This window comes from Marinilabilia sp., from assembly GCF_016278715.1.
In the GTDB taxonomy this organism is placed as follows: Bacteria; Bacteroidota; Bacteroidia; order Bacteroidales; family Marinilabiliaceae; genus Marinilabilia.
The window spans coordinates 1-19,275 of the sequence record NZ_JADQBH010000304.1 but is presented as its reverse complement, the minus strand read 5'-3'; the positions used below and the strand labels follow the sequence as shown (position 1 = coordinate 19,275).

The window sequence follows — 19,275 nt, the reverse complement described above, 5'->3', positions numbered from 1 at the left end:
AATTCTCCTGTTACGAAAATTTTGGCAACAAAGAACCTTCTCGGAGTGGGCTCAATTTTTAATAATTAAATCACTGCCTGTATTAAAGTTTATGTTAACAGCGTTGTAGCTTTCTTCTAACCTCTGATCTTTTTTCAGTCCCTCTTGGGGTATTTTAGGGGCCCTTATTTATTTTGCCTGAACCACCAGATACTTGGAGATACTCCAAAACGCATCTTTGTCTTCAATGCTCAGCACCATATTGCCATTTTCGTCAGCATTTATGGAAAAGGATTCTTCAGGGTGTGCGGTGAGCACTTCAATGTTGTGCTGAAACAGTTCCAGACTGTCAGTTTCGCGGATGTCTAATTCAGCAAAATATTCTTTCTCGAAATCGTCTTTGAGCAGTTGGGTTTTGCCAAAGAAAAGAAATCCTTCACGGCTGAGAATGTTTTTTTCTTTTAATTCATTCTTTGTGCCAATGGCGTAATAAGCCGTATACATATCGTCGCGGGTTGCCTGCAACTGCAGGCGGGCCTCCTCATTGGCAGCTTTAATGGAGTCCATGGCGATTTCCATATCCGTGAGGGCATAAAACATATCATCGATTTCTGTATTTTTTTCCTTCAACAGGTCGTTGAGTTGTTTTATCTCCACATTTTTTTGACGTAATTCATCATTCAGATTGGCCACGAGCTTGTTGAGACGGCCGGTTTCAATGCCCGATTGTTTAAGCTGTTGCTCCAGCGATTCAATGCGCTCCTTATTCTGAACCATAAGGTCGTAAATAAGTCTGATATCTTCATTGATCTGTTCGGCCGACTCCCCTGAGGTTTCCCCCTGACGAGCTTTCAAAGCAATAATTTGTTCCTTCTCTTTTATCACCCGAAGAGTCGGTTCAATGTCCCCAATGGTGTTCACCATCTGGTTCATTTGGCTGTCCTTCATGGCTGTTGCCCGGGCCAGAGAGTCGTTTTGTTGTTTCAATTCGGTGCGACTGGGGCCACTTTGACATTGCCAAAGAAATGCCACTGCAAATAATATTACTAATGCCCGTTTCATTTTTTTTGGTTTAAGTTGTTAAAAAATTGCTGTAATTCCCGGTATAAGACGTTTTGCAAGCGTTTTTTATTGTATGTTATTAATCAATATTCCGTTAAACTTCTGCAATGTGCTGCAAGCCAATTGTTTGTACTCAAAGGGGTTTGTTCGTTAAAATCCAGTATATCAAGATTTTACGAAGCATCTTACATTTTTGTCTAAAAATCTAACTATCTATTGATTAATAGAATTCCTGATCAAAGTTATTAATCTTTTTTGCCGTTGACAATTAAAACAATTTCTCCTTTGGGAGGATGCTCGGAAAAGTGGCTGGTCAGTTCCTGTAAGCTTCCCCTTACAGTTTCTTCGTAAATCTTGCTGATTTCTCGGCAAACAGCAGCCTGACGGTCGTTCCCAAAGTTTTCGGAAAATTGTCCCAGGGTTTTTATCAGCCTGTGTGGCGATTCATAAAAAACCATAGTTCTTTGTTCATTTCGGAGAAATTCCATCCGGGTTTTTCTTCCTTTCTTGACCGGGAGAAATCCTTCGAAACAGAACTTGTCATTGGGTAATCCTGCGGTTACCAGCGCCGGCACAAAGGCTGTGGGCCCTGGCAGGCACTCTACTGTTATGCCTGCATCAATGCAACTCCGGACTACTAAATATCCGGGGTCTGAAATGGCAGGTGTTCCTGCATCTGAAATAAGGGCCGCTGATTCGCCTCCTAAAAGGCGGGAAATTACTTTCTCAACCGAAGCATGCTCATTGAACTTATGATGGGCATACATTTTTGTGGCAATATCCAGGTGCTTCAGAAGTTTGCCAGATGTTCGTGTATCCTCGGCCAGAATAAAATCCACTTCTTTAAGAATCCTGACTGCTCTGAAAGTAATGTCTTCCAGGTTTCCAATGGGGGTGGGAATAACATAAAGTTTACTCATAGCGATTTAATAATATCGGCGCTCCACCAGTTCCATAAAACTTAGTACTGCTTCATTTTCAGGATCCCAGTTGAAGTTAGCCAACAGGAAATTTTGGGCTTCATTGATGCCTTGCATCTGATTGAGTTGTTCAAGTGTTTGATTCATAACATCAGCACTTCCATTAAACAGTTCTCTTTGAAAAAAGAAACGGTCATTAATGCCCATTGCCTTTTTCAGATCGGCTATGGGAGGAGTGCTGAAGGAGTGTTTTGGGGTATTGGTTTTCTGGTGTTTGCCTATTTGCTCGTTAAAAGAGGCTTGTTCTTTTTTCAGCTTTTCTCCCAGTACCTTGCTCTCTTTTTTCTTTTCCTCCTGATATGCTGTTTTTGGTTCCTGAGTAGCTTCTTTATGTTTTTCTTTTGCCGGAATTTTTTCTTTAAGATTTTCAGCCTCCGGTGTTTTTTGAGGCAGTTGGTTGGCACTGGAATTTTCAGCTACATGCGCATCTTTTTCTTCGATAACAGGTCCTTCTTCCGAAAAGTTTTCTTGAACCGGCTCTTCAGTTGCTGCAGAGGTTGGAGTGCTGTTGCTCTCGATTGCCTCTTTTCCATGGTCAATTTCCGGATTAGTAGTTGGTTTTTCCGGGTCAACACTTTTTCCTGATTGTGATTCGTTGTTATCGGGAAGAGAAAGTTCTTCCAACATCTCTATTTCTTCCAGAATACTCTTGATTCTGTTTCGTGTCAGCTTAAAATAAGCTTTCGAGAGTTGTCTTTCTCCTTTGGCATTTTCTGCCATAATCTCCACCTCTTTCAGGTCGTGGATAATTATTTCGAGAAGAGCATCTTTTTCCATAATAGCTTGAGGCCCATTTTTGTTACATTTGCAAATGTAGTGATTGCAGTGCGAAAATAAATTATTCTTTAAATGTTTCTTGAAAATAAGGTTGATAAGTCCGAAAAACGCGGTTGGATTGAAGTTATTGCGGGCTCAATGTTCTCCGGAAAAACGGAAGAGTTGCTGCGGCGGCTTCGTCGCGCCGGAATTGCCCGTCAGCGGGTAGAGATTTTTAAACCAATGGTGGATAATCGTTTCAGTGAGGATGAAGTGGTTTCTCATGATTCCAATAGTATTCGATCTACGCCGGTAGAGAGTTCCGGGAATATTTTGCTGCTCAGCAGTAATGTTGAGGTTGTGGGCATTGACGAGGCCCAGTTTTTCGACCACAACCTGGTAAATGTCTGTAATCAACTTGCAGGACAGGGAATTCGGGTTATTGTTGCCGGTCTGGATATGGATTTTAAAGGAATTCCCTTTGGTCCCATGCCTGCATTGATGGCCTCGGCTGAGTATGTGACCAAAGTACATGCTATTTGTATGCGCTGTGGTGATTTGGCTCAGTATTCTCTTCGAAAATCACAAAGCGACAAGCTCGTGGAACTGGGTGCATCGGGTAATTACGAAGCTGTTTGTCGCGCCTGTTATCATAAATACTTCAAAAAATGATTACGTACGCTCCCGAACAACTTACCGAAGCCTGCCAAGGCCATTTAACTAAAAACAATGATTCTCTGGTTGCCCGTTTACTGATCGATAGTCGCTCAGTTTACGATGCTTCGGAAAGTCTTTTCTTTGCCTTGCAAGGCAATAAGCACGATGGTCATCAGTTTCTACAACAACTCGTGGGTAAGGGGGTATTGAATTTTGTGGTTAAAAAAGGCAGAATCCCTGAGGATGTTGCTTCAAAGGCCAATTGGATTGAGGTAGATAACCCTGTTCGGGCACTTCAGAATATTGGGGCCTGGCATCGTTCGCGATTTCAAATTCCTGTTTTGGGAATCACCGGCAGCAATGGTAAAACCATTGTGAAAGAGTGGATTACCCAGATGATGGGCAGCGATGTGTTCATTGCCCGGTCGCCGCGAAGTTACAATAGCCAGATTGGTGTGCCTGTCTCTGTCTGGCATCTCAATGAAACTTCCGAATTGGGGATTTTTGAAGCGGGAATTTCGCTTCCTGGGGAGATGGATTATTTGCAGAAAATCATTCAGCCTACCATCGGCCTTTTTACTACGATAGGACCGGCACATCAGGAAAATTTCTCTTCGCTTAAAGAAAAGCTTGAAGAAAAACTGGTGTTGTTTAAAGATGCTTCCACTATTTTATATGATTGCGATCAGGCATTGGTTGATGAAACGATGGGCAAAAGGTTTCCGGAGAAAGAGTTGTTGACCTGGGGGCGTGCAGATAAAGCTACACTGCAATTGCTGAGCGAGGATGAAGTGAACGAACGAAAGCACCTGATGCTGAGGTGGGGGATCGATATCTTTGAGGTGGTTATCCCATATACCGATCAGGTCAGTGTGGAAAATACTTTACCGGTGGTTCTGTTTATGCTTTACCGGGGTTATTCGCCCGGGCAGATTGTTGAAAAGATCGGCGGGCTTGTTCCGGTGGCTATGCGGATGGAGCAAAAAGTGGGGATCAATAATAACCTGGTTATTAATGACACTTACAATGCCGATTTTACATCCCTGGAAGTAGCTCTTGATTTTCTGGTTCAGCAAAGCCGCAAGAAAGGTGTGACTCGTACTGTGATACTTTCCGATCTTCTGCAGACGGGGATGCCCGATCGTGATTTGTATCCCCTTGTTGCTGCCTTGATCAATGAAAAACAAATTGACCGTTTTGTAGGTGTAGGCCCGGCTATGGTGCGTTATGCTGCGCATTTTCACGTCCCATCCTCATTTTTCGAAACCACTGAAGAGATGCTGGAAGCTCTTTCCACTTTTCATTTCAGAGATGAAGCCATTCTTGTGAAAGGTTCCAGGAAGTATAGTTTCGAGCGCATTGTTGAGCGTTTGGAGTTGCAAAGACACGCCACGGTTATGGAAATTAATCTGGATGCTTTGGTGCACAATCTCAACCGTTTCCGGAGTATGCTGGGACCCGATACCAAATTGCTGGCCATGGTAAAGGCTTTCTCCTATGGAAGTGGCTCCTACGAAATTGCTGCAGCTCTTCAATACCAGAATGTGGATTATCTGGGAGTGGCTTTCGCTGATGAAGGTGTTGAACTTCGTCGTGCAGGAATTGCAACTCCAATTATTGTAATGAATCCTGAGGAGAAAAGCTTTTTGCAGATGCTGGATTTTAATCTGGAACCTGAGATATACAGCTTTAAGGTATTGGAAGCTTTTAATTCTGTAGTGTGTGCAGAGGCATCGGAGGTTATTCCCATCCATATTAAGGTGGATACAGGCATGAACCGAATGGGGTTTTTGGAACATGAAGTTGGTGAGTTGGTGGCCCGGTTGGAAAGAATGCCCTCTTTGAAAATAAAATCAGTTTTTTCCCATCTCGCCGGTAGCGATGATGAGGCTCATGATGCTTTTACCCGCCAGCAGATAAAAAAGTTTGAGATTGTTTGTAAACGATTAAAGAGAGAGTTGGATACCGATTTCTGTATGCATATTTTGAACAGTGCAGGGATTGAGCGTTTCCCTGAGGCTCGCTTCGATATGGCTCGTCTGGGTATTGGGCTTTACGGTTTCGGGCCTGGGCAAATTGACGACCTGAGAAATGTAGTCACCCTGAAGTCGTACGTATCTCAAATTAAACGGGTGGCTGGATTTGAGACAGTGGGATACAACCGTTCCGGAATGTTAAAGCGTGATGGCCTGATTGGTGTGGTTCCAATTGGGTATGCCGACGGACTGAATCGCCATTTGAGTAATGGTTGTGGTAAAATGATGATCAACGGCCGGCTGGCTCCCATTGTGGGCAATATTTGTATGGATATGTGCATGGTAGATTTAACGGATATACAGGCAGAAGAAGGAGATGAGGTAATTGTCTTTGGGGATGATTATCCGCTCACCAATATGGCAAAACAACTGGATACCATACCGTATGAGATTCTAACCAGTATCTCCAGGAGGGTTACCCGTGTCTATTTTAAAGAGTGATTTTCTGCCTTTTTGCGGTTAAAATATGCATTCCTTAGTCAATTCTAATTGGTCATTGTTAATTGCATTCATCCAAGTCTGGAAATCCGCTCAAGCTTCTGTTCGTCCAGAACTCTGATGATGCGACCGTCAACAGTCAGCACTTTTTCTTTCACAAATGCAGTCAGTGTTCGAATGGCATTGGATGCTGTCATGTTTGAAAAGTTGGCCATATCTTCGCGCGAAAGGTAAATGCTGAGGGTGACGCCATCTTCCTCGTATCCGTAAATGTCGCGCAGTACTAAAATGCTTTCAGCCAGTCTTCCCCGGATGTGTTTTTGGGTCAGCGAAACTGTCCGGAATCGGGCAAACCCCAGTTCGGTAGCAAAGGATTTGATGATGTTCATACACAGAGCGTTGTTGGATTTCATCAGCTCCATGATTACATCGCGCGCTATGTGAAAAATTACGCATGGCTCAAACACTACAGCAGATGCAATGTGTTGCTCGTCGGCAAACAGGGCTCGGTATCCGATGAAACCGGGCCCACTGGCCATTCGGACAATATGTTCCCTGCCGGTCATTCCCTCCTTGTAGATTTTTACTTTCCCCGAGCCAATGCAAAGCAACCCGGTGGGCTTTTCCCCTTCCTGATAAATAATCTGGTTTTTTCGATAACGGATGGTCGTATGATTGGCCTGAAGATATTCTTTTTCCTCGGGTGTCAGAATGTCGTATAGTTGAGGAATATCTTTTATGGTTGGTTCCTGTAATGTCCCTTTTTTATAGCCCATTTTAAAATGTGTATTCTTTTAAAAACCTTATTCGGTTTCTGCTATACGGTTTTAAGATAAGGCGGTAAAGAAATTCAGAACTGGTGTGTTGGGGGGTGCTTGTGCCAGTCTGTATTCAATATGCCTGTCAATATGCCTGTCAATTTGTTACTCAGTAGTTGGTTAAGGCTTTGTGTTGTGTTGAGGAAAAATTATTTTATTAAACTGATTTATTCTTGCTAATGCGCAGATAAATAGCGAAATAAAATTTATTATAATCTTTTTTCTAAATTTCTAAAGAGCAATCCTTGCCCTGAAATCATGTTATATAACATACAAAGTTAAAAAAAAGAGCATTCAAAGTCACTATTGACTGGAGAAAAATCATTTAACTGTAAACCTGATAAAAATAAATATCTACAATTTACAGCAAGTCTTGATCTCTTTTTACCAAAAAAGCAAGTCTGCGTTTAGGGGATGAAATCCCTTTTGGAATTTTTTTTTCTTCTATTATATCCTGCCATGCTTTTGCAAAAGCTTGATAAAAAGTCATTTATATATTAATGACCATTTGTCTCAACTCTGTGGTGGTGAGAACTTTGTGTCTCTGTCTTTAAGCCTTTTTTAACGGATTATTGCTCTAAAAAATCTATGGTTATTGGTTCAGAAAGCGAATGGCGAGCCAGGCCAGCATCCCGGTTGCTGTTTCCAGACTGTCCTCGTCAATGTTGAGTTGGGCAGTGTGGAGGGCCCCCGTTTGTCCGTCTTTTCGGCCTACCCCAAAACGGTAAAAAACAGATGGAAACTGATGCGTGTAATAACCAAAATCTTCTGCAGTCATACGGATATCCATCTCTTCAACTTGTTCCGGATTCAAAAAATCACGGGCGAAATTAATTGCGTCTTTGGTAGTTTGCTCATGATTGTAAACCACCGGGTAACCATGTTTAATATCCACCTTGCACTCTGCCCCCATGGCTTTAGCTGTTCCTTCGGCTATTTCTTTGATTTTTTCCTGAATGATGATTCTCCACTCTTCGTTCATGGTGCGCAGGGTTCCAGCAATTTCCACTTTTTCGGGAATAATATTGGTAGCTCCTAATCCTTCAATTCTTCCGAAGGAAAGCACTGTCGGTATATTTGCCGGAACTATGCGTGAAACAACTTGCTGAAGAGCCACAATGACATTGGATGCAATTAAAATTGTATCGTTAAGAGTATGTGGCAGAGCTGCATGTCCGCCTTTACCTTTTATAGTGAGATAAACTTCGTCACCCGAAGCCATGTACATACCGGGTTTGAATCCAACGTGGCCGGTGGGCATATCAGGCAGAACGTGTTGTCCGATTACCAGGTCGGGTTTGGGATGGTCCAGCGCCCCTTCTTTTAACATCAGACTGGCTCCTCCGGGGAATTTCTCTTCACCTGGTTGAAAAATAAGTAAAACCGTCCCTTTCCATTGGTCTTTTAACTGTTTTAGTATTTCAGCCGCTCCCAGCAACGCTGAGGTGTGGACGTCATGACCACATGCATGCATAACGCCTTTGTTTACGGAAGAAAATGGCAATGAAGTTTCCTCCTGGATGGGGAGGGCATCCATATCGGCACGTAAAGCTACTGTTTTGCCTTTTCCGCTTCCTTCGATGGTGGCAATGATTCCAGTTCCGGCAATTCCCTGCTTAAAAGGAATGCCAATTTTTTTTAGTTCAGCAGCCACATAGGCAGATGTTTCATGTTCTTCGAATGAAAGCTCGGGATGCTGATGAATGTGGCGCCGGTGCTGGATGATTTTTTCCATCTTTCCCGTTGAAAGGGATTGTATCAATTGCTTTAAGGTTTCCATATTTAATTTTTCAGATGTTGTATCAGGCTATTAATGAGGTTTGATGTGCCGGGAACTTGAAGAAGTTCGGATATTGCAAATGTAGTAGTTTCAGCTGATAAAGGAAAAACAGGATATTTTTGAAATTAATAGTTCGTTGAGTTTTTGCAAAAACCTCTGAATCAGTCATTTATTCCTAAAAGTTGTTTTTGTTAAAATGCAGATATTAAATATTATACGATTTATCTAAAAATCTAACAGTCTATTGTGAAATTAGGTGAGTGTTTTTTGGAAGTTGGCATGGTTTTGGGGAAGTTTACGAAATTAAAAATATTATTAGCTTTGTAAGAATGTAAAGAGAGAACATCTGTTGATTATTGCAGAATGAATCAGCTGTTCCTCATAAAATCGTTAAAACAAAAACACAATGATGAATAAAATACTATTGTTTATTGCTCTTCTGGGCATTGGATTTGGTTTGCAGGCACAACAATCAAAATCTGCAATTTCTTTCGAAGAAGAAATTTATGATTTCGGGGAGGTCAAAGAGGATGGAGGAACAGTGACCCATACTTTTAGTTTTACCAATAGTGGAGGGCAACCGCTGATTGTACATACGGTTCGTGCTTCCTGCGGATGTACCAGTCCTGACTGGACCCGTCAACCCATACAACCCGGAAAAGAAGGTTTTATCAAGGCTACTTTTGACCCCAGAAACAGACCCGGGAATTTTAATAAATCAGTAATTGTTACCACCAATGCGGATGAACCGACCAAGGTTCTTCGTATCACCGGTAAAGTTCTTCCAAAGGAAAAAACAATGGAAGATATTTATCCCAGAGAGATGGGCCCGGTCAGGTTAAAAACATCTCATCTTTCATTTACTCGCGTGGCTCCGCAAGAGGTGAAAACTGAAGAGCTTGAATTTATCAATACCTCTGATGATAAAGTGTCTATTACCTTTGACAAGGTACCGGAACATCTTCAAATATCTGTAAAACCCGAAGTCGTGGCTCCAGGCCAAAAAGGTGTAATTACCGCAGTTTATGACGCAGGGAAAAAAGAGGACTGGGGTTTTGTGGTTGACCAGGTTTATTTAAAAATTAATGATGACACCAATCGTGGCAATCGGTTGAGTGTGAGTGCTACCATTGAGGAAGATTATTCCAAGTGGACGGATGAACAGATGGCCAAGGCTCCTGTTATTAATATTGAAGATCGGGTTTTTGATTTTGGTGAATTGAAGCAAGGTGAGAAAGTATCTCATAGTTTTGTGCTTACCAACTCAGGTAAATCCAATTTGGTGTTGAGAAAAGTTCGTGCATCTTGTGGCTGTACCGCAATTCAGCCCGACAAAATGGTCATTGCCCCGGGTGAAAGCACCAATATTGTTGCCGAGTTTAACTCCAGGGGAATGAGTGGCAGACAAAATAAATCAGTAACTATTTATTCCAATGACCCCAAGAAAAGCACTATGTTGCTTCGTTTGACAGGGACTGTTGTGAAATAATCAGGAATAATCCTGATTTGTAGAAGAAAGAACTTAAATATTGGAGAATGGATGTTTGGGACGGACACAAACATGTGGAAAATGACCCTGCCTTTAAGGGGCTGAATGTAAATAAAGGGGTGGAAAGTCTGCCTTCTGTGAACCCTGACGCTGCAAAACGATTTTTAGACCGGAAACGATCTAAATTGACGCTTGGCCAGTACGTGGAGGGTATCCTGGAAGGCAACGTGACTGTACTGAGCAGGGCCGTTACTATGATTGAAAGTAGTAAGCCCGAGCATCAGGCTATGGCCCAGCAAATTATTGAAAAATGTGTGCCTTATTCCGGAAAATCCGTTCGGATTGGGATAACAGGTGTTCCCGGTGCCGGGAAAAGTACTTTTATTGAGGCTCTGGGGATGCATATTTTGAAAAGGGGAGGAAAACTTGCCGTTCTGGCGATAGACCCTAGTAGTGAGCGATCTCGCGGGAGTATTTTGGGAGATAAAACACGTATGGAGAATTTGTCGGCCGAAAAAAATGCGTACATTCGTCCTTCTCCCTCTGCCGGTTCGCTGGGGGGAGTTGCCCGAAAAACCAGAGAGTCGATAATCCTTTGTGAGGCAGCTGGTTTCGATACTGTTTTTATTGAAACAGTGGGCGTGGGACAGTCAGAAACTGCTGTTCATTCCATGGTTGATTTCTTTTTGCTGTTGATGCTTGCCGGAGCAGGTGATGAACTGCAGGGAATTAAAAGAGGCATTATGGAGATGGCTGATGCCATTGCCATAAATAAAGCGGATGGACAGAATATACAGAAAGCCAAAATGGCCCGGACCGAATACCGCAATGCGTTGCACCTATTCCCGCCCACACAATCGGGATGGACGCCCCGGGTTGAAATCTGTTCCTCCCTTTTGGATGAGGGAGTGGATGATGTGTGGACAATGATTTTGGAATATATAGAAATGACCCGTGAAAACGGTTTTTTTAAAAACAATCGCCGGGAGCAGGCAAAATACTGGATGTTTGAAAGTATTAACGAACAGTTAAAAAATAATTTTTATCAACATCCCGACATTAAAGGTGAACTGAAACATTACGAACAAAAGGTTCTCAATGCCGAAACCAGTTCGTTTAATGCAGCGCGTGAATTATTGAATAAATATTTTGATAAACTATAATGATTATTTTATGAGAAAGATTGGTTTTTTATTATTGACAGGCCTTGTTGTTTTGGTATCTTGTGGCAAAACTGACCAATATAAGGTGAGTGGGACTGTAGAAGGCGTATCCGAAGGACAGGCTGTTTTGCAGAAAATTGAAGCTCAAGGCCCGGCAGCTATTGATACTGCAGAAATTGTGGATGGAGCATTTACCTTTACCGGTTCTGTTGAGTATCCCGAATTACATTTGATTTATATTGATGACAATCAGGTTCCTGTTGCTTTTTTCCTTGAGAATGCGAATATCAAAATAAATGCTGATGTTGAAAACATGCAGGATGCAGAGGTTTCAGGATCTGAAGTTAACGACATCTTTAAGGCGTTTAATGACAGTGTTCCTGCTAATGACCGTGCACAAAGTCTTCAGCAGGAATTTATGGCGGCCCGCCAGAGTGGCGACCAGGAAAAAATGCAGCAGCTTGCTGCCGAATATCAGGGGATAATGCAGGAGCAACAGCAATATTACCGTGATTTTGTGATGGCAAACACCGATAATGTGGTTGGTGCTTTTCTGGCCATGAATATGGCAGGTTCAATGGAACTTACCGAACTTGAAGAACTGGTTGCCTCGTTGAAAGAAAGTAATCCGGGACATCCCTATGTTCTTGAAATTGAAGGAATGCTGGAGCCTATGCAGAAACAAAAAGCTGCTGAAGGTGCTATCGAAGAAGGGAAAAAGGCTCCTGCCTTTACGCTTACCGATAAAGACGGAAATGAAGTTAGTCTTGAAAGCTTTCAGGGAAAATATGTATTCCTTGATTTTTGGGCATCATGGTGCAGTCCTTGCCGTCAGGAAAGCCCCAATATGGTCAAAGCATACGAGAAGTTCGGAGGCGAAAACTTTGAAATTGTAGGTGTTTCTATTGATAAAACTGCTGAACCCTGGTTGAAAGCTGTTGAAGAAGACAATATGACCTGGACTTTGCTGCATGACCCTCAAGGGGATGTTGCCAATATTTATGGCGTTAAGTCGATTCCTTTTACGCTGTTGCTCGACAAAGAAGGGGTTATTATTGGAAAGAATCTCAGAGGAGAACAGTTGCAGACTAAACTTGAAGAACTTTTATAGGTCCGAGTCAAGACCTCTTAAAAAAGCCGGTTTTCATTGTGAAGACCGGCTTTCTTTTTATAATATTGGCCCAAATTCAACAAAGATTCAAATCGATTGTTTATTCTAAACTATGGGGTTGTGCTGAGGTAACTTGTCGTCATATACTTGTTCTTTGGCACTTTAAAGAACTTGAAAATTCAGTAAATTGCCCACTATTGGCAGCATTATAAAATCGTTAAAACAAAAATGACTTCATTCATAAAAGTCATCTGATTTTATTCGCATCCCTATGTTTGATTATAAAAATGGAAATAAATCACATTGTTATATTTATAAAGTAATATAAAATTATGAGTTACGATCTCGTTGTTATAGGAAGTGGCCCGGGTGGCTATGTGGCCGCTATCAGGGCTTCTCAACTTGGAATGAAAGTAGGTGTGGTTGAAAAAGCCGAATTGGGAGGTGTATGTTTAAACTGGGGCTGTATCCCGACTAAGTCCTTACTTAAAAGCGCCCAGGTGTTTGAGTATTTGAACCATGCTCAGGATTATGGGATCAATATTGAAGGAAAAGCTTCGGTCGATTTTTCGGCCATGATAAAGAGAAGCCGCGAAGTTGCAGGAGGCATGAGTAACGGTATTCAGTTTCTTTTTAAGAAAAATAAAATTGAAGTCATTCAGGGTACGGGAAAGCTTACAAAAGACAAGAAAGTTGAGGTTACTAAAAGCGATGGCAAAAAAGAAACGGTGGAAGCTAAGAATATTCTTTTGGCTACAGGTGCCCGTAGTCGTGAGTTGCCTAATCTGCCACAAGACGGCAAGAAAATTATCGGTTACCGTAAAGCCCTTACACTCGAAAAACAACCTGAATCGATGGTAGTTGTTGGTTCGGGTGCTATCGGGAGTGAGTTTGCTTATTTCTACAACTCTGTCGGAACCAAGGTTACTTTGGTGGAGTATCTGGATAATGTGGTGCCTCTGGAAGATGAAGAGGTTTCCAAGCAGTTGGGTCGCTCTTTCAAGAAAGCCGGTATTAAAGTAATGACCAGTAGCGAGGTTACCAAGGTCGATACTTCCGGCAAAAAGGTGAAAGTTACCGTGAAAACTAAAAAAGGAGAAGAGAATATAGAAGCAGATATTGTGCTTTCTGCTGTCGGAATAGCTCCAAATATTGAAGATATTGGTCTGGAAGAGGCCGGAGTGGAAGTTGAAAAGGGGCGTGTGAAAGTGGACGAATTTTATCGCACTACCGCTGAGGGGGTTTATGCCATTGGTGATATTGTTCCCGGGCAAGCTTTGGCACACACTGCTTCTGCCGAAGGGATTATTTGTGTGGAGAAAATTTCCGGGATGGATGTAGAGCCACTTAATTATGGAAATATTCCTGGATGTACTTATACTTCCCCCGAAGTTGCGTCTGTAGGAATGACCGAGAAAGCTGCCAAAGAAGCCGGATATGAATTGAAAGTGGGTAAGTTTCCTTTCTCAGCCAGTGGAAAAGCAAGTGCTGCTGGTCATAAAGAGGGGTTTGTGAAGTTGATTTTTGATGCCAAATATGGTGAACTACTCGGGGCACACATGATCGGAGCCAATGTTACAGAGATGATTGCTGAACTGGTGTCAGCTCGTAAGCTTGAAACCACAGGCCACGAAATTATCAAAACAGTTCATCCACACCCGACCATGTCTGAAGCCGTTATGGAAGCTGCCGCAGCTGCTTACGGTGAGGTTATTCATATTTAAATCCGCGACGCGAGTCCCATCAGGCTCAGCGCTGAATAGTAGTTCATAATTAATGCGGGTTTTTCGATGTTCTATTCGATAAACCCGCATTTCTCTAGCAAACTGCTTCAATTAAGAAGCCTGCTTTTTTCAAATCGTCCCAATATCGGGGATAGGATTTGCTTACTACTTCCGGGTTTTCAATGACCAAGTTTCCGCAGGTGAGCGCAGCAGGGGCAAAAGCCATCGCCATTCGGTGGTCGTGGTAGGTGCTGATGCCGACAGGAGCGGTTACCTCCTTTTTAGTGCCATCCCATTTTAAATCATCTTTATCATTGGTAGTAAAAACAAATCCCATTTTTTGTGCTTCAGCTATTAGGGCATTAATCCTGTCTGTCTCCTTTATCTTCAGGGTATGCAGTCCTGTGAGGTGAAATGGTATATTAAGACAAGCGCAGGTCACTGCAAATGTTTGTGCCAGGTCGGGTTGGTCAGTAAAGTCGTAACTAAACCGTTTAGTAAGCTCTCCCGACTTGGTGAGTTGAAGTCCTTTTTTTGAAAAGTTATGTTTTACCCCCAATTGATTAAACAGGCCGGCAACTGCTGAATCTCCCTGCATACTATATCTGTCAAGTCCCTTCAGAGTCACGCTAGCATCACTTTTTGCCAATGCCACCATCTGAAACCAGTAGGAAGCCGCACTCCAGTCTCCTTCGGCTTTGGTCTCAACCGGTTTCAACTCCTGTTCAGTAACAATAATGGTATCGTTTGTCCATTCAGATTTTACGCCAAACATCTCCATGAGTTTGAGTGTGAGGTTGATGTATGGGCGTGAGGTTATTTCTCCTTTTAGCTTCAGGCAAAGACCATCGGCAACGGTGGGGGCTATCATCAGAAGGGCAGAGATGTACTGGCTGCTGACGTTACCTGGTAATTCCAGCGTTTTTCCCTGCAATGAACTTCCAAAAATCTTTAGTGGCGGGTATCCTTCTTTTTCCGTGTATTCTATGTTTGCACCAAGTTCTCGGAGTGCATCCACCAAAACACTGATGGGGCGCTCTTTCATTCGTTTACTACCGGTGATGACCCACTCGCCCACGATGCGCGAGAGAAAGGCAGTAAGGAAACGCATGGTTGTTCCGGCGGCTCCCACATTAAATAAGCGGGCATTGGAAGTTAATGCAATCTCCAATGCTCTTGTGTCGTCACTGTCGGATAAATTTTTTACCGGATATGGACTGTAAGAAAGTGCATTTAATATCAGCAGACGGTTGCTGATACTTTTTGAGGATGGCAGTTCGATTTGGATATTATTAAGTTCTCTGGGGGCTGTAACGTCTGTTTTTGTCATTTTTGTTATTGGTTCGTGACCTTTCAGCAGGTTGCATACGGCCGGGTTATTCTACATTGGGATATTAATCAAATATGGCTGATTTTATTTCTTCTTTGCTGCAATTAATGTCAATTTCCGGAGTTCCCACGGTGCTCAGAAGTGTAAAATTAATGCGGTCTCCTCTGTTTTTTTTGTCGTGTTGCATCAGGGAAAACAAGTCCTCAAAATCCTCAGAAGAAAAGCCATGATTTCCGTATAGGTTGTTGATGTAGTTCTCAGTTTTTTTGGTAATATTTTCAGAGAACTGCTTTTTGGCAACAGCCAGTTTTAGTTCCGGAATCAGACCCCAGGCAACAGCATAACCATGAAGCGCCGGTCGGTTTTTTTTCATGGCCAGGCTTTCAAAGGCATGACCAATGGTATGCCCCAGGTTAAGTGCTTTGCGGATACCTTTTTCCAGTGGGTCGGCCTCCACATAACGGTCTTTTACCATAACAGAATCAGCCACCAGCTCAGCCAGAAGTTCAACGGAAATGGCATCGGGTTTAATGGCCAATAACTTTTCAAGGGTTTCAGGTGAATCAATGAGGGCATGTTTCAGCATCTCAGCATAACCCGAAAGTAGGTTGTCTCTATCCAGTGTTTTTAGAAACTGCGTGTGTATCAAAACCATATCGGCAATGCAAAATGCTCCGATTTCATTCTTATATCCGTTGAAATTGATCCCTGTTTTGCCTCCCACCGAGGCATCAACCATGGAGAGTAGAGTGGTGGGGAGATTGATAAACGGAATTCCTCGCTTGTAAGTTGCTGCGGCAAACCCACCCAGATCGCAGGGCATTCCACCGCCCAGATTGATGAGCAGTGAATGTCTGGATGCACCTTTTTCAGATAATAATTGCCAAACAGAAGCGAGTGCCTCGGTGTTTTTAAAATTATCTCCGGCAGCGATGGTGATGGTTTGCTCTTTATTTATGTCTTTAACGCCCTGGATAAGGGGCAAACAGTGGAGGAAGGTGTGTTCATCAGTGAGCAGAAATACCTTGTCCGGAGATATTTTGTTTATCAATTCATTCAGATCCGCTACCGGGTCGGTACAAAGTGACACTGGCGCCGATTTTGAAGATAATGGTTGCATGATTAATATTTAGTTAAGTAATTGCTGCAAAAATAAGGTTTTTTATTGAGTTCGAACTTTTATCTTTGTATGGGGATTGTGCAGAAATAACATGACGCTTTAAACTTGTACCGTTGCCCTTAAACGTCCTTGAAAAGTTATTAAAGGCACGTTATTCGCAGAATTTTAAGTTGTTTAAGAACTAAATTGCATTTTTTTAAACCGTCATTTTGCTATATTACAACTTCTTAGCGTAAAGGTGGGAGAAAGTCTCTGACATCAGAATATAACTTCAAATAACTATTTTATGATTTCCAATCAGAAACAATCTGCACGTGCCCTGATGATTTTTTCGGGGATTTGGGCCGGACTGGTCATTCTTTTTGCGCTTTCGTTTTTCGAAATTTTTTATTCACCTATTTGGATGAGACTTGTATTGGCAGGGATTATCGGATTGGTAGCTCTGTTTTTTTACATGGGGGGATATCATTTCGTTCGTATTGAGGTTGAGAATAATAAAGAATTGATGGTGAAATATTACAATCTTTTTCCTGTTGGTCGAAATTTTAAGGCATTTAAAATACCTCTTCAGAACTTTCACCACCATGAAATTCGTTTTGGTGCAGGAGGTCTGACGTCTTATTTAATTCTGTTTCAGCGAATGCAGGGAGGTGTTGCCAAATATCCGCCTGTTGGATTGTCGGCGGTAGGAAAAGCGGGAAGACAAGAAATGAGCAGCTTTTTGAGAAAACTGGAGAAAAAATAAGAAAAAGGCTTCGGCAAATAATATCCGAAGCCTTTTTTACTTCATCATCGCATCATGAGCATTAACTCGTGGGCTTTCTTTTGGTTGTATTCCAGTGTAAGACTCCGGTGGTTTACAAGGTCAACAATGGTTCCGATAAAACACAAACCGGCAGTAAATAGGTAAAGAATTCCCATCCCTATCTGGTTTAAAAGAAACCGGTGAATTCCCGATATCCCCAAAAAACCGATCAAGGCAGTGAGTAAGGTCATTTGAGGGTCGCGTCGGTGTGAGCGGTAAACAATTAAAAAATCCTTTACCTGTTGATCGCTTTTTTCCTTAAGCAGGTTGTCCAGAAAGTAAGCCTCTTCCATTTCGGCTTCGGGCATCATTTTAAAGATTCGTTCCATTGGTGTTTAGATTAGTTTTCCTGACAGATGAATGTCACGTTTAAGTAAGTTGTAGCTTCTGGTTAATAGGATGACAACAGCCGGTATCCCAAAAGGATGACAATGAAAGGACGTTGCAAATTCTCCCCTGAAAAGCCAGGAGATTGAATGTCCCAGTCCGCATCCCGGACAAAAACTAAACCCCAGGTTTTTTAACGGGCATAAAGACATGTGTCCTGAGCCTTCAGGATTGGTTGCCGCCAAAAGGATTACAGCAAGTATCCAGAAAAAGGCCTCCAGATGTTTTTTGTGAAATGTGTACTTCATCACAACCAGAGATATAGCTAAGTTTTCTATCTTCGTGAAATTACAATATATTTAGGAATGAAGAAATTATTCTTTAAAATAATTTTATTGACACGTCATGCAAATTGTTGAAATTAAAGTGACAATATATGCGGTATTGATTTTTCTCGGTGTTTTCCAAGGTTTTTTTATCAGTGTTTTTTTGCTGAATAAGAAAAGCCGTAAACTAAAGCGAAATCGCTATTTGGGTCTGTTTGTGTTAGCTCTTTCATTCATTATATTGGAGATTCTTCTCAATTATACAGGCCTGATGAGCCGGGTGGTTTTTCTTGATAATTTTTCTGAGCCGCTTGTGTTTGTGGTTGCACCACTTCTTTACTTTTATATCCAAGCGGGAGTGAGACCGGAACAAAGGAAAAAGGAGTGGTTGCATTTTCTTCTTTTTGGCTTTTATTTGGTTTATAGTCTATTCTACTTTTTACAACCGCTGGATTTTCGCATTCAGTCCTATTTGTTTAGTTATTTTCCTTCCCTGTATGATGGGGGAAATTATTCCATTTTTAATGCGGACCCGCTTTTTATCCGCAGGAATTTAAATGAGATAATCCTTATACATTTTTTGATTTACCTTTTTCTGTCTGTAAAAATATTAACGGCAGAATACAGGAAACGAGACATCTCTTTTTTTACCTTCAGAAATCATAGTTTGGCTTCTTATCGCAATTCAATCATTCATTTTTCAATTGTTCTGATAATTTTTGTGATTGTAAAGATTCGTTATGGACGAGATTTGGGCGACTTCTTTATTGCCAGTTACATTGCCCTGATGATGTATTTTACAAGTTTTATGATTATCAGTCGCTCCACTTTTTTCTCTGATACCACGCAAAGTGTTGCAGGTAAATATGGAAAATCAAATCTCTCCGATCATCAGAAAGATGAAATTCGGATGAAACTTCTTGATTTAATGGAATCGGGAAAGTATTACTGTCACAACGCTGTTTCTCTCGTTTCAGTAGCCGAAAAAATTGGAGAAACTCCCCATCGGGTTTCACAAGTCATTAATGAGCAATTTGAGATGAATTTTTTTTACTGGATTGCATCTTTTCGGATAGAAGAAGCAAAACAAATTCTTTCGGGAAAGGACAAACTAAAATATAAGATAGAAGAGGTTGCCGAGATTGTAGGCTACAATTCCAAATCTTCTTTCAATAGGGCCTTCAAGGAAATAGTGGGGCTGACTCCTGCTCAATTCAGAGATTCATGTGCTTGAATTAAAAGAAAATTTCCTGTATTGTTTTATCGGCTCGTACGCCTTCCCGATGAAAAGATACGTCGTTCTTTTGAAAATCTATATTGCATTGCAGTAAAAATAAACTGCACCATGAACGAGCGACAGTATTACATTGATTG

General features: G+C 41.9%; 17 protein-coding genes. 8 read left to right on the top strand and 9 right to left on the bottom strand.

The features are described from left to right. Positions 1–168: 168 nt before the first annotated feature. From QZZ43_RS18530 to QZZ43_RS18520, 3 genes are all read right to left on the bottom strand, one after another. Positions 169–1,041 carry a hypothetical protein gene (locus QZZ43_RS18530; protein ID WP_291862380.1) on the bottom strand — a complete coding sequence of 291 codons (873 nt, stop codon included), beginning with the start codon at positions 1,039–1,041 and terminating at the stop codon, positions 169–171. 245 nt (positions 1,042–1,286) lie between these two features. Then, positions 1,287–1,961 carry a 16S rRNA (cytidine(1402)-2'-O)-methyltransferase gene (gene rsmI, locus QZZ43_RS18525; protein WP_291862377.1) on the bottom strand — a complete coding sequence of 225 codons (675 nt, stop codon included), beginning with the start codon at positions 1,959–1,961 and terminating at the stop codon, positions 1,287–1,289. A 6-nt stretch (positions 1,962–1,967) separates the two neighbouring features. Next, a complete protein-coding gene (locus QZZ43_RS18520) occupies positions 1,968–2,798 on the bottom strand; it encodes a hypothetical protein (protein WP_291862375.1) in 831 nt (276 codons plus the stop codon). A 72-nt stretch (positions 2,799–2,870) separates the two neighbouring features. On the opposite strand from QZZ43_RS18520, the gene QZZ43_RS18515 reads away from it, so the two are divergent. Together QZZ43_RS18515 and QZZ43_RS18510 are read left to right on the top strand one after the other, a co-directional pair. Beyond that, complete coding sequence (locus QZZ43_RS18515) at positions 2,871–3,449, top strand: thymidine kinase (RefSeq protein ID WP_291862372.1); 579 nt, start codon at positions 2,871–2,873, stop codon at positions 3,447–3,449. Further along, on the top strand, positions 3,446–5,911 hold the full coding sequence (locus QZZ43_RS18510) for a bifunctional UDP-N-acetylmuramoyl-tripeptide:D-alanyl-D-alanine ligase/alanine racemase (protein WP_291862368.1): 2,466 nt from the start codon (positions 3,446–3,448) through the stop codon (positions 5,909–5,911). The genes QZZ43_RS18515 and QZZ43_RS18510 overlap by 4 nt, the downstream gene beginning before the upstream one ends. A gap of 68 nt (positions 5,912–5,979) precedes the next feature. On the opposite strand, the gene QZZ43_RS18505 is transcribed toward QZZ43_RS18510, so the two are convergent. Together QZZ43_RS18505 and QZZ43_RS18500 are read right to left on the bottom strand one after the other, a co-directional pair. Further along, positions 5,980–6,684, bottom strand: coding sequence for a Crp/Fnr family transcriptional regulator (locus QZZ43_RS18505; protein ID WP_291862366.1), 705 nt, complete (start codon positions 6,682–6,684; stop codon positions 5,980–5,982). A 634-nt stretch (positions 6,685–7,318) separates the two neighbouring features. Further along, on the bottom strand, positions 7,319–8,506 hold the full coding sequence (locus QZZ43_RS18500) for a M20 family metallopeptidase (protein WP_291862363.1): 1,188 nt from the start codon (positions 8,504–8,506) through the stop codon (positions 7,319–7,321). A 406-nt stretch (positions 8,507–8,912) separates the two neighbouring features. Between QZZ43_RS18500 and QZZ43_RS18495 the strand changes: the two genes are divergently transcribed. The 4 genes from QZZ43_RS18495 to lpdA all read left to right on the top strand — a co-directional run bounded on the left by QZZ43_RS18495 (position 8,913) and on the right by lpdA (position 13,993). Beyond that, positions 8,913–9,995 (top strand): DUF1573 domain-containing protein, encoded by a 1,083-nt coding sequence (locus QZZ43_RS18495; RefSeq protein WP_291862360.1) that lies wholly within the window; start codon positions 8,913–8,915, stop codon positions 9,993–9,995. A 47-nt stretch (positions 9,996–10,042) separates the two neighbouring features. Then, positions 10,043–11,158: a methylmalonyl Co-A mutase-associated GTPase MeaB gene (gene meaB / locus QZZ43_RS18490; RefSeq protein ID WP_291862358.1), complete on the top strand. Its 1,116-nt coding sequence runs from the start codon at positions 10,043–10,045 to the stop codon at positions 11,156–11,158. Between the two features lie 10 nt (positions 11,159–11,168). Further along, positions 11,169–12,269: a redoxin domain-containing protein gene (locus QZZ43_RS18485; protein WP_291862356.1), complete on the top strand. Its 1,101-nt coding sequence runs from the start codon at positions 11,169–11,171 to the stop codon at positions 12,267–12,269. Between the two features lie 332 nt (positions 12,270–12,601). Next, positions 12,602–13,993 (top strand): dihydrolipoyl dehydrogenase, encoded by a 1,392-nt coding sequence (lpdA, locus tag QZZ43_RS18480; RefSeq protein WP_291862353.1) that lies wholly within the window; start codon positions 12,602–12,604, stop codon positions 13,991–13,993. A gap of 94 nt (positions 13,994–14,087) precedes the next feature. Here lpdA and QZZ43_RS18475 read toward each other — a convergent pair whose 3' ends face one another. Together QZZ43_RS18475 and aroB are read right to left on the bottom strand one after the other, a co-directional pair. Then, a complete protein-coding gene (locus tag QZZ43_RS18475; protein ID WP_291862351.1) occupies positions 14,088–15,323 on the bottom strand; it encodes a 3-phosphoshikimate 1-carboxyvinyltransferase in 1,236 nt (411 codons plus the stop codon). Between the two features lie 64 nt (positions 15,324–15,387). Further along, positions 15,388–16,443 carry a 3-dehydroquinate synthase gene (aroB, locus tag QZZ43_RS18470; protein ID WP_291862348.1) on the bottom strand — a complete coding sequence of 352 codons (1,056 nt, stop codon included), beginning with the start codon at positions 16,441–16,443 and terminating at the stop codon, positions 15,388–15,390. A gap of 286 nt (positions 16,444–16,729) precedes the next feature. Between aroB and QZZ43_RS18465 the strand changes: the two genes are divergently transcribed. After that, positions 16,730–17,188, top strand: a complete 459-nt coding sequence (locus tag QZZ43_RS18465; RefSeq protein ID WP_291862346.1) for a hypothetical protein — start codon at positions 16,730–16,732, stop codon at positions 17,186–17,188. Positions 17,189–17,232: 44 nt separating this feature from the next. Here the strand turns inward: QZZ43_RS18465 and QZZ43_RS18460 are convergent, their stop codons facing one another. Beyond that, a complete protein-coding gene (locus QZZ43_RS18460; protein ID WP_291862343.1) occupies positions 17,233–17,577 on the bottom strand; it encodes a TM2 domain-containing protein in 345 nt (114 codons plus the stop codon). Between the two features lie 6 nt (positions 17,578–17,583). Further along, entirely contained in the window at positions 17,584–17,883 is a 300-nt protein-coding gene (locus QZZ43_RS18455; protein WP_291862341.1) for a DUF2752 domain-containing protein, read from the bottom strand. Positions 17,884–18,064: 181 nt separating this feature from the next. Here QZZ43_RS18455 and QZZ43_RS18450 point away from each other — a divergent pair, with 181 nt between their 5' ends. Then, complete coding sequence (locus QZZ43_RS18450) at positions 18,065–19,135, top strand: AraC family transcriptional regulator (protein ID WP_291862338.1); 1,071 nt, start codon at positions 18,065–18,067, stop codon at positions 19,133–19,135. Positions 19,136–19,275 lie beyond the last annotated feature (140 nt).

Bases quoted from the DNA above. Each gene is read 5' to 3' on its own strand.
- QZZ43_RS18530 (WP_291862380.1), bottom strand. From the start codon at position 1,041: ATGAAACGGGCATTAGTAATATTATTTGCAGTGGCATTTCTTTGGCAA.
- rsmI (WP_291862377.1), bottom strand. From the start codon at position 1,961: ATGAGTAAACTTTATGTTATTCCCACCCCCATTGGAAACCTGGAAGAC.
- QZZ43_RS18520 (WP_291862375.1), bottom strand. From the start codon at position 2,798: ATGGAAAAAGATGCTCTTCTCGAAATAATTATCCACGACCTGAAAGAG.
- QZZ43_RS18515 (WP_291862372.1), top strand. From the start codon at position 2,871: ATGTTTCTTGAAAATAAGGTTGATAAGTCCGAAAAACGCGGTTGGATT.
- QZZ43_RS18510 (WP_291862368.1), top strand. From the start codon at position 3,446: ATGATTACGTACGCTCCCGAACAACTTACCGAAGCCTGCCAAGGCCAT.
- QZZ43_RS18505 (WP_291862366.1), bottom strand. From the start codon at position 6,684: ATGGGCTATAAAAAAGGGACATTACAGGAACCAACCATAAAAGATATT.
- QZZ43_RS18500 (WP_291862363.1), bottom strand. From the start codon at position 8,506: ATGGAAACCTTAAAGCAATTGATACAATCCCTTTCAACGGGAAAGATG.
- QZZ43_RS18495 (WP_291862360.1), top strand. From the start codon at position 8,913: ATGATGAATAAAATACTATTGTTTATTGCTCTTCTGGGCATTGGATTT.
- meaB (WP_291862358.1), top strand. From the start codon at position 10,043: ATGGATGTTTGGGACGGACACAAACATGTGGAAAATGACCCTGCCTTT.
- QZZ43_RS18485 (WP_291862356.1), top strand. From the start codon at position 11,169: ATGAGAAAGATTGGTTTTTTATTATTGACAGGCCTTGTTGTTTTGGTA.
- lpdA (WP_291862353.1), top strand. From the start codon at position 12,602: ATGAGTTACGATCTCGTTGTTATAGGAAGTGGCCCGGGTGGCTATGTG.
- QZZ43_RS18475 (WP_291862351.1), bottom strand. From the start codon at position 15,323: ATGACAAAAACAGACGTTACAGCCCCCAGAGAACTTAATAATATCCAA.
- aroB (WP_291862348.1), bottom strand. From the start codon at position 16,443: ATGCAACCATTATCTTCAAAATCGGCGCCAGTGTCACTTTGTACCGAC.
- QZZ43_RS18465 (WP_291862346.1), top strand. From the start codon at position 16,730: ATGATTTCCAATCAGAAACAATCTGCACGTGCCCTGATGATTTTTTCG.
- QZZ43_RS18460 (WP_291862343.1), bottom strand. From the start codon at position 17,577: ATGGAACGAATCTTTAAAATGATGCCCGAAGCCGAAATGGAAGAGGCT.
- QZZ43_RS18455 (WP_291862341.1), bottom strand. From the start codon at position 17,883: ATGAAGTACACATTTCACAAAAAACATCTGGAGGCCTTTTTCTGGATA.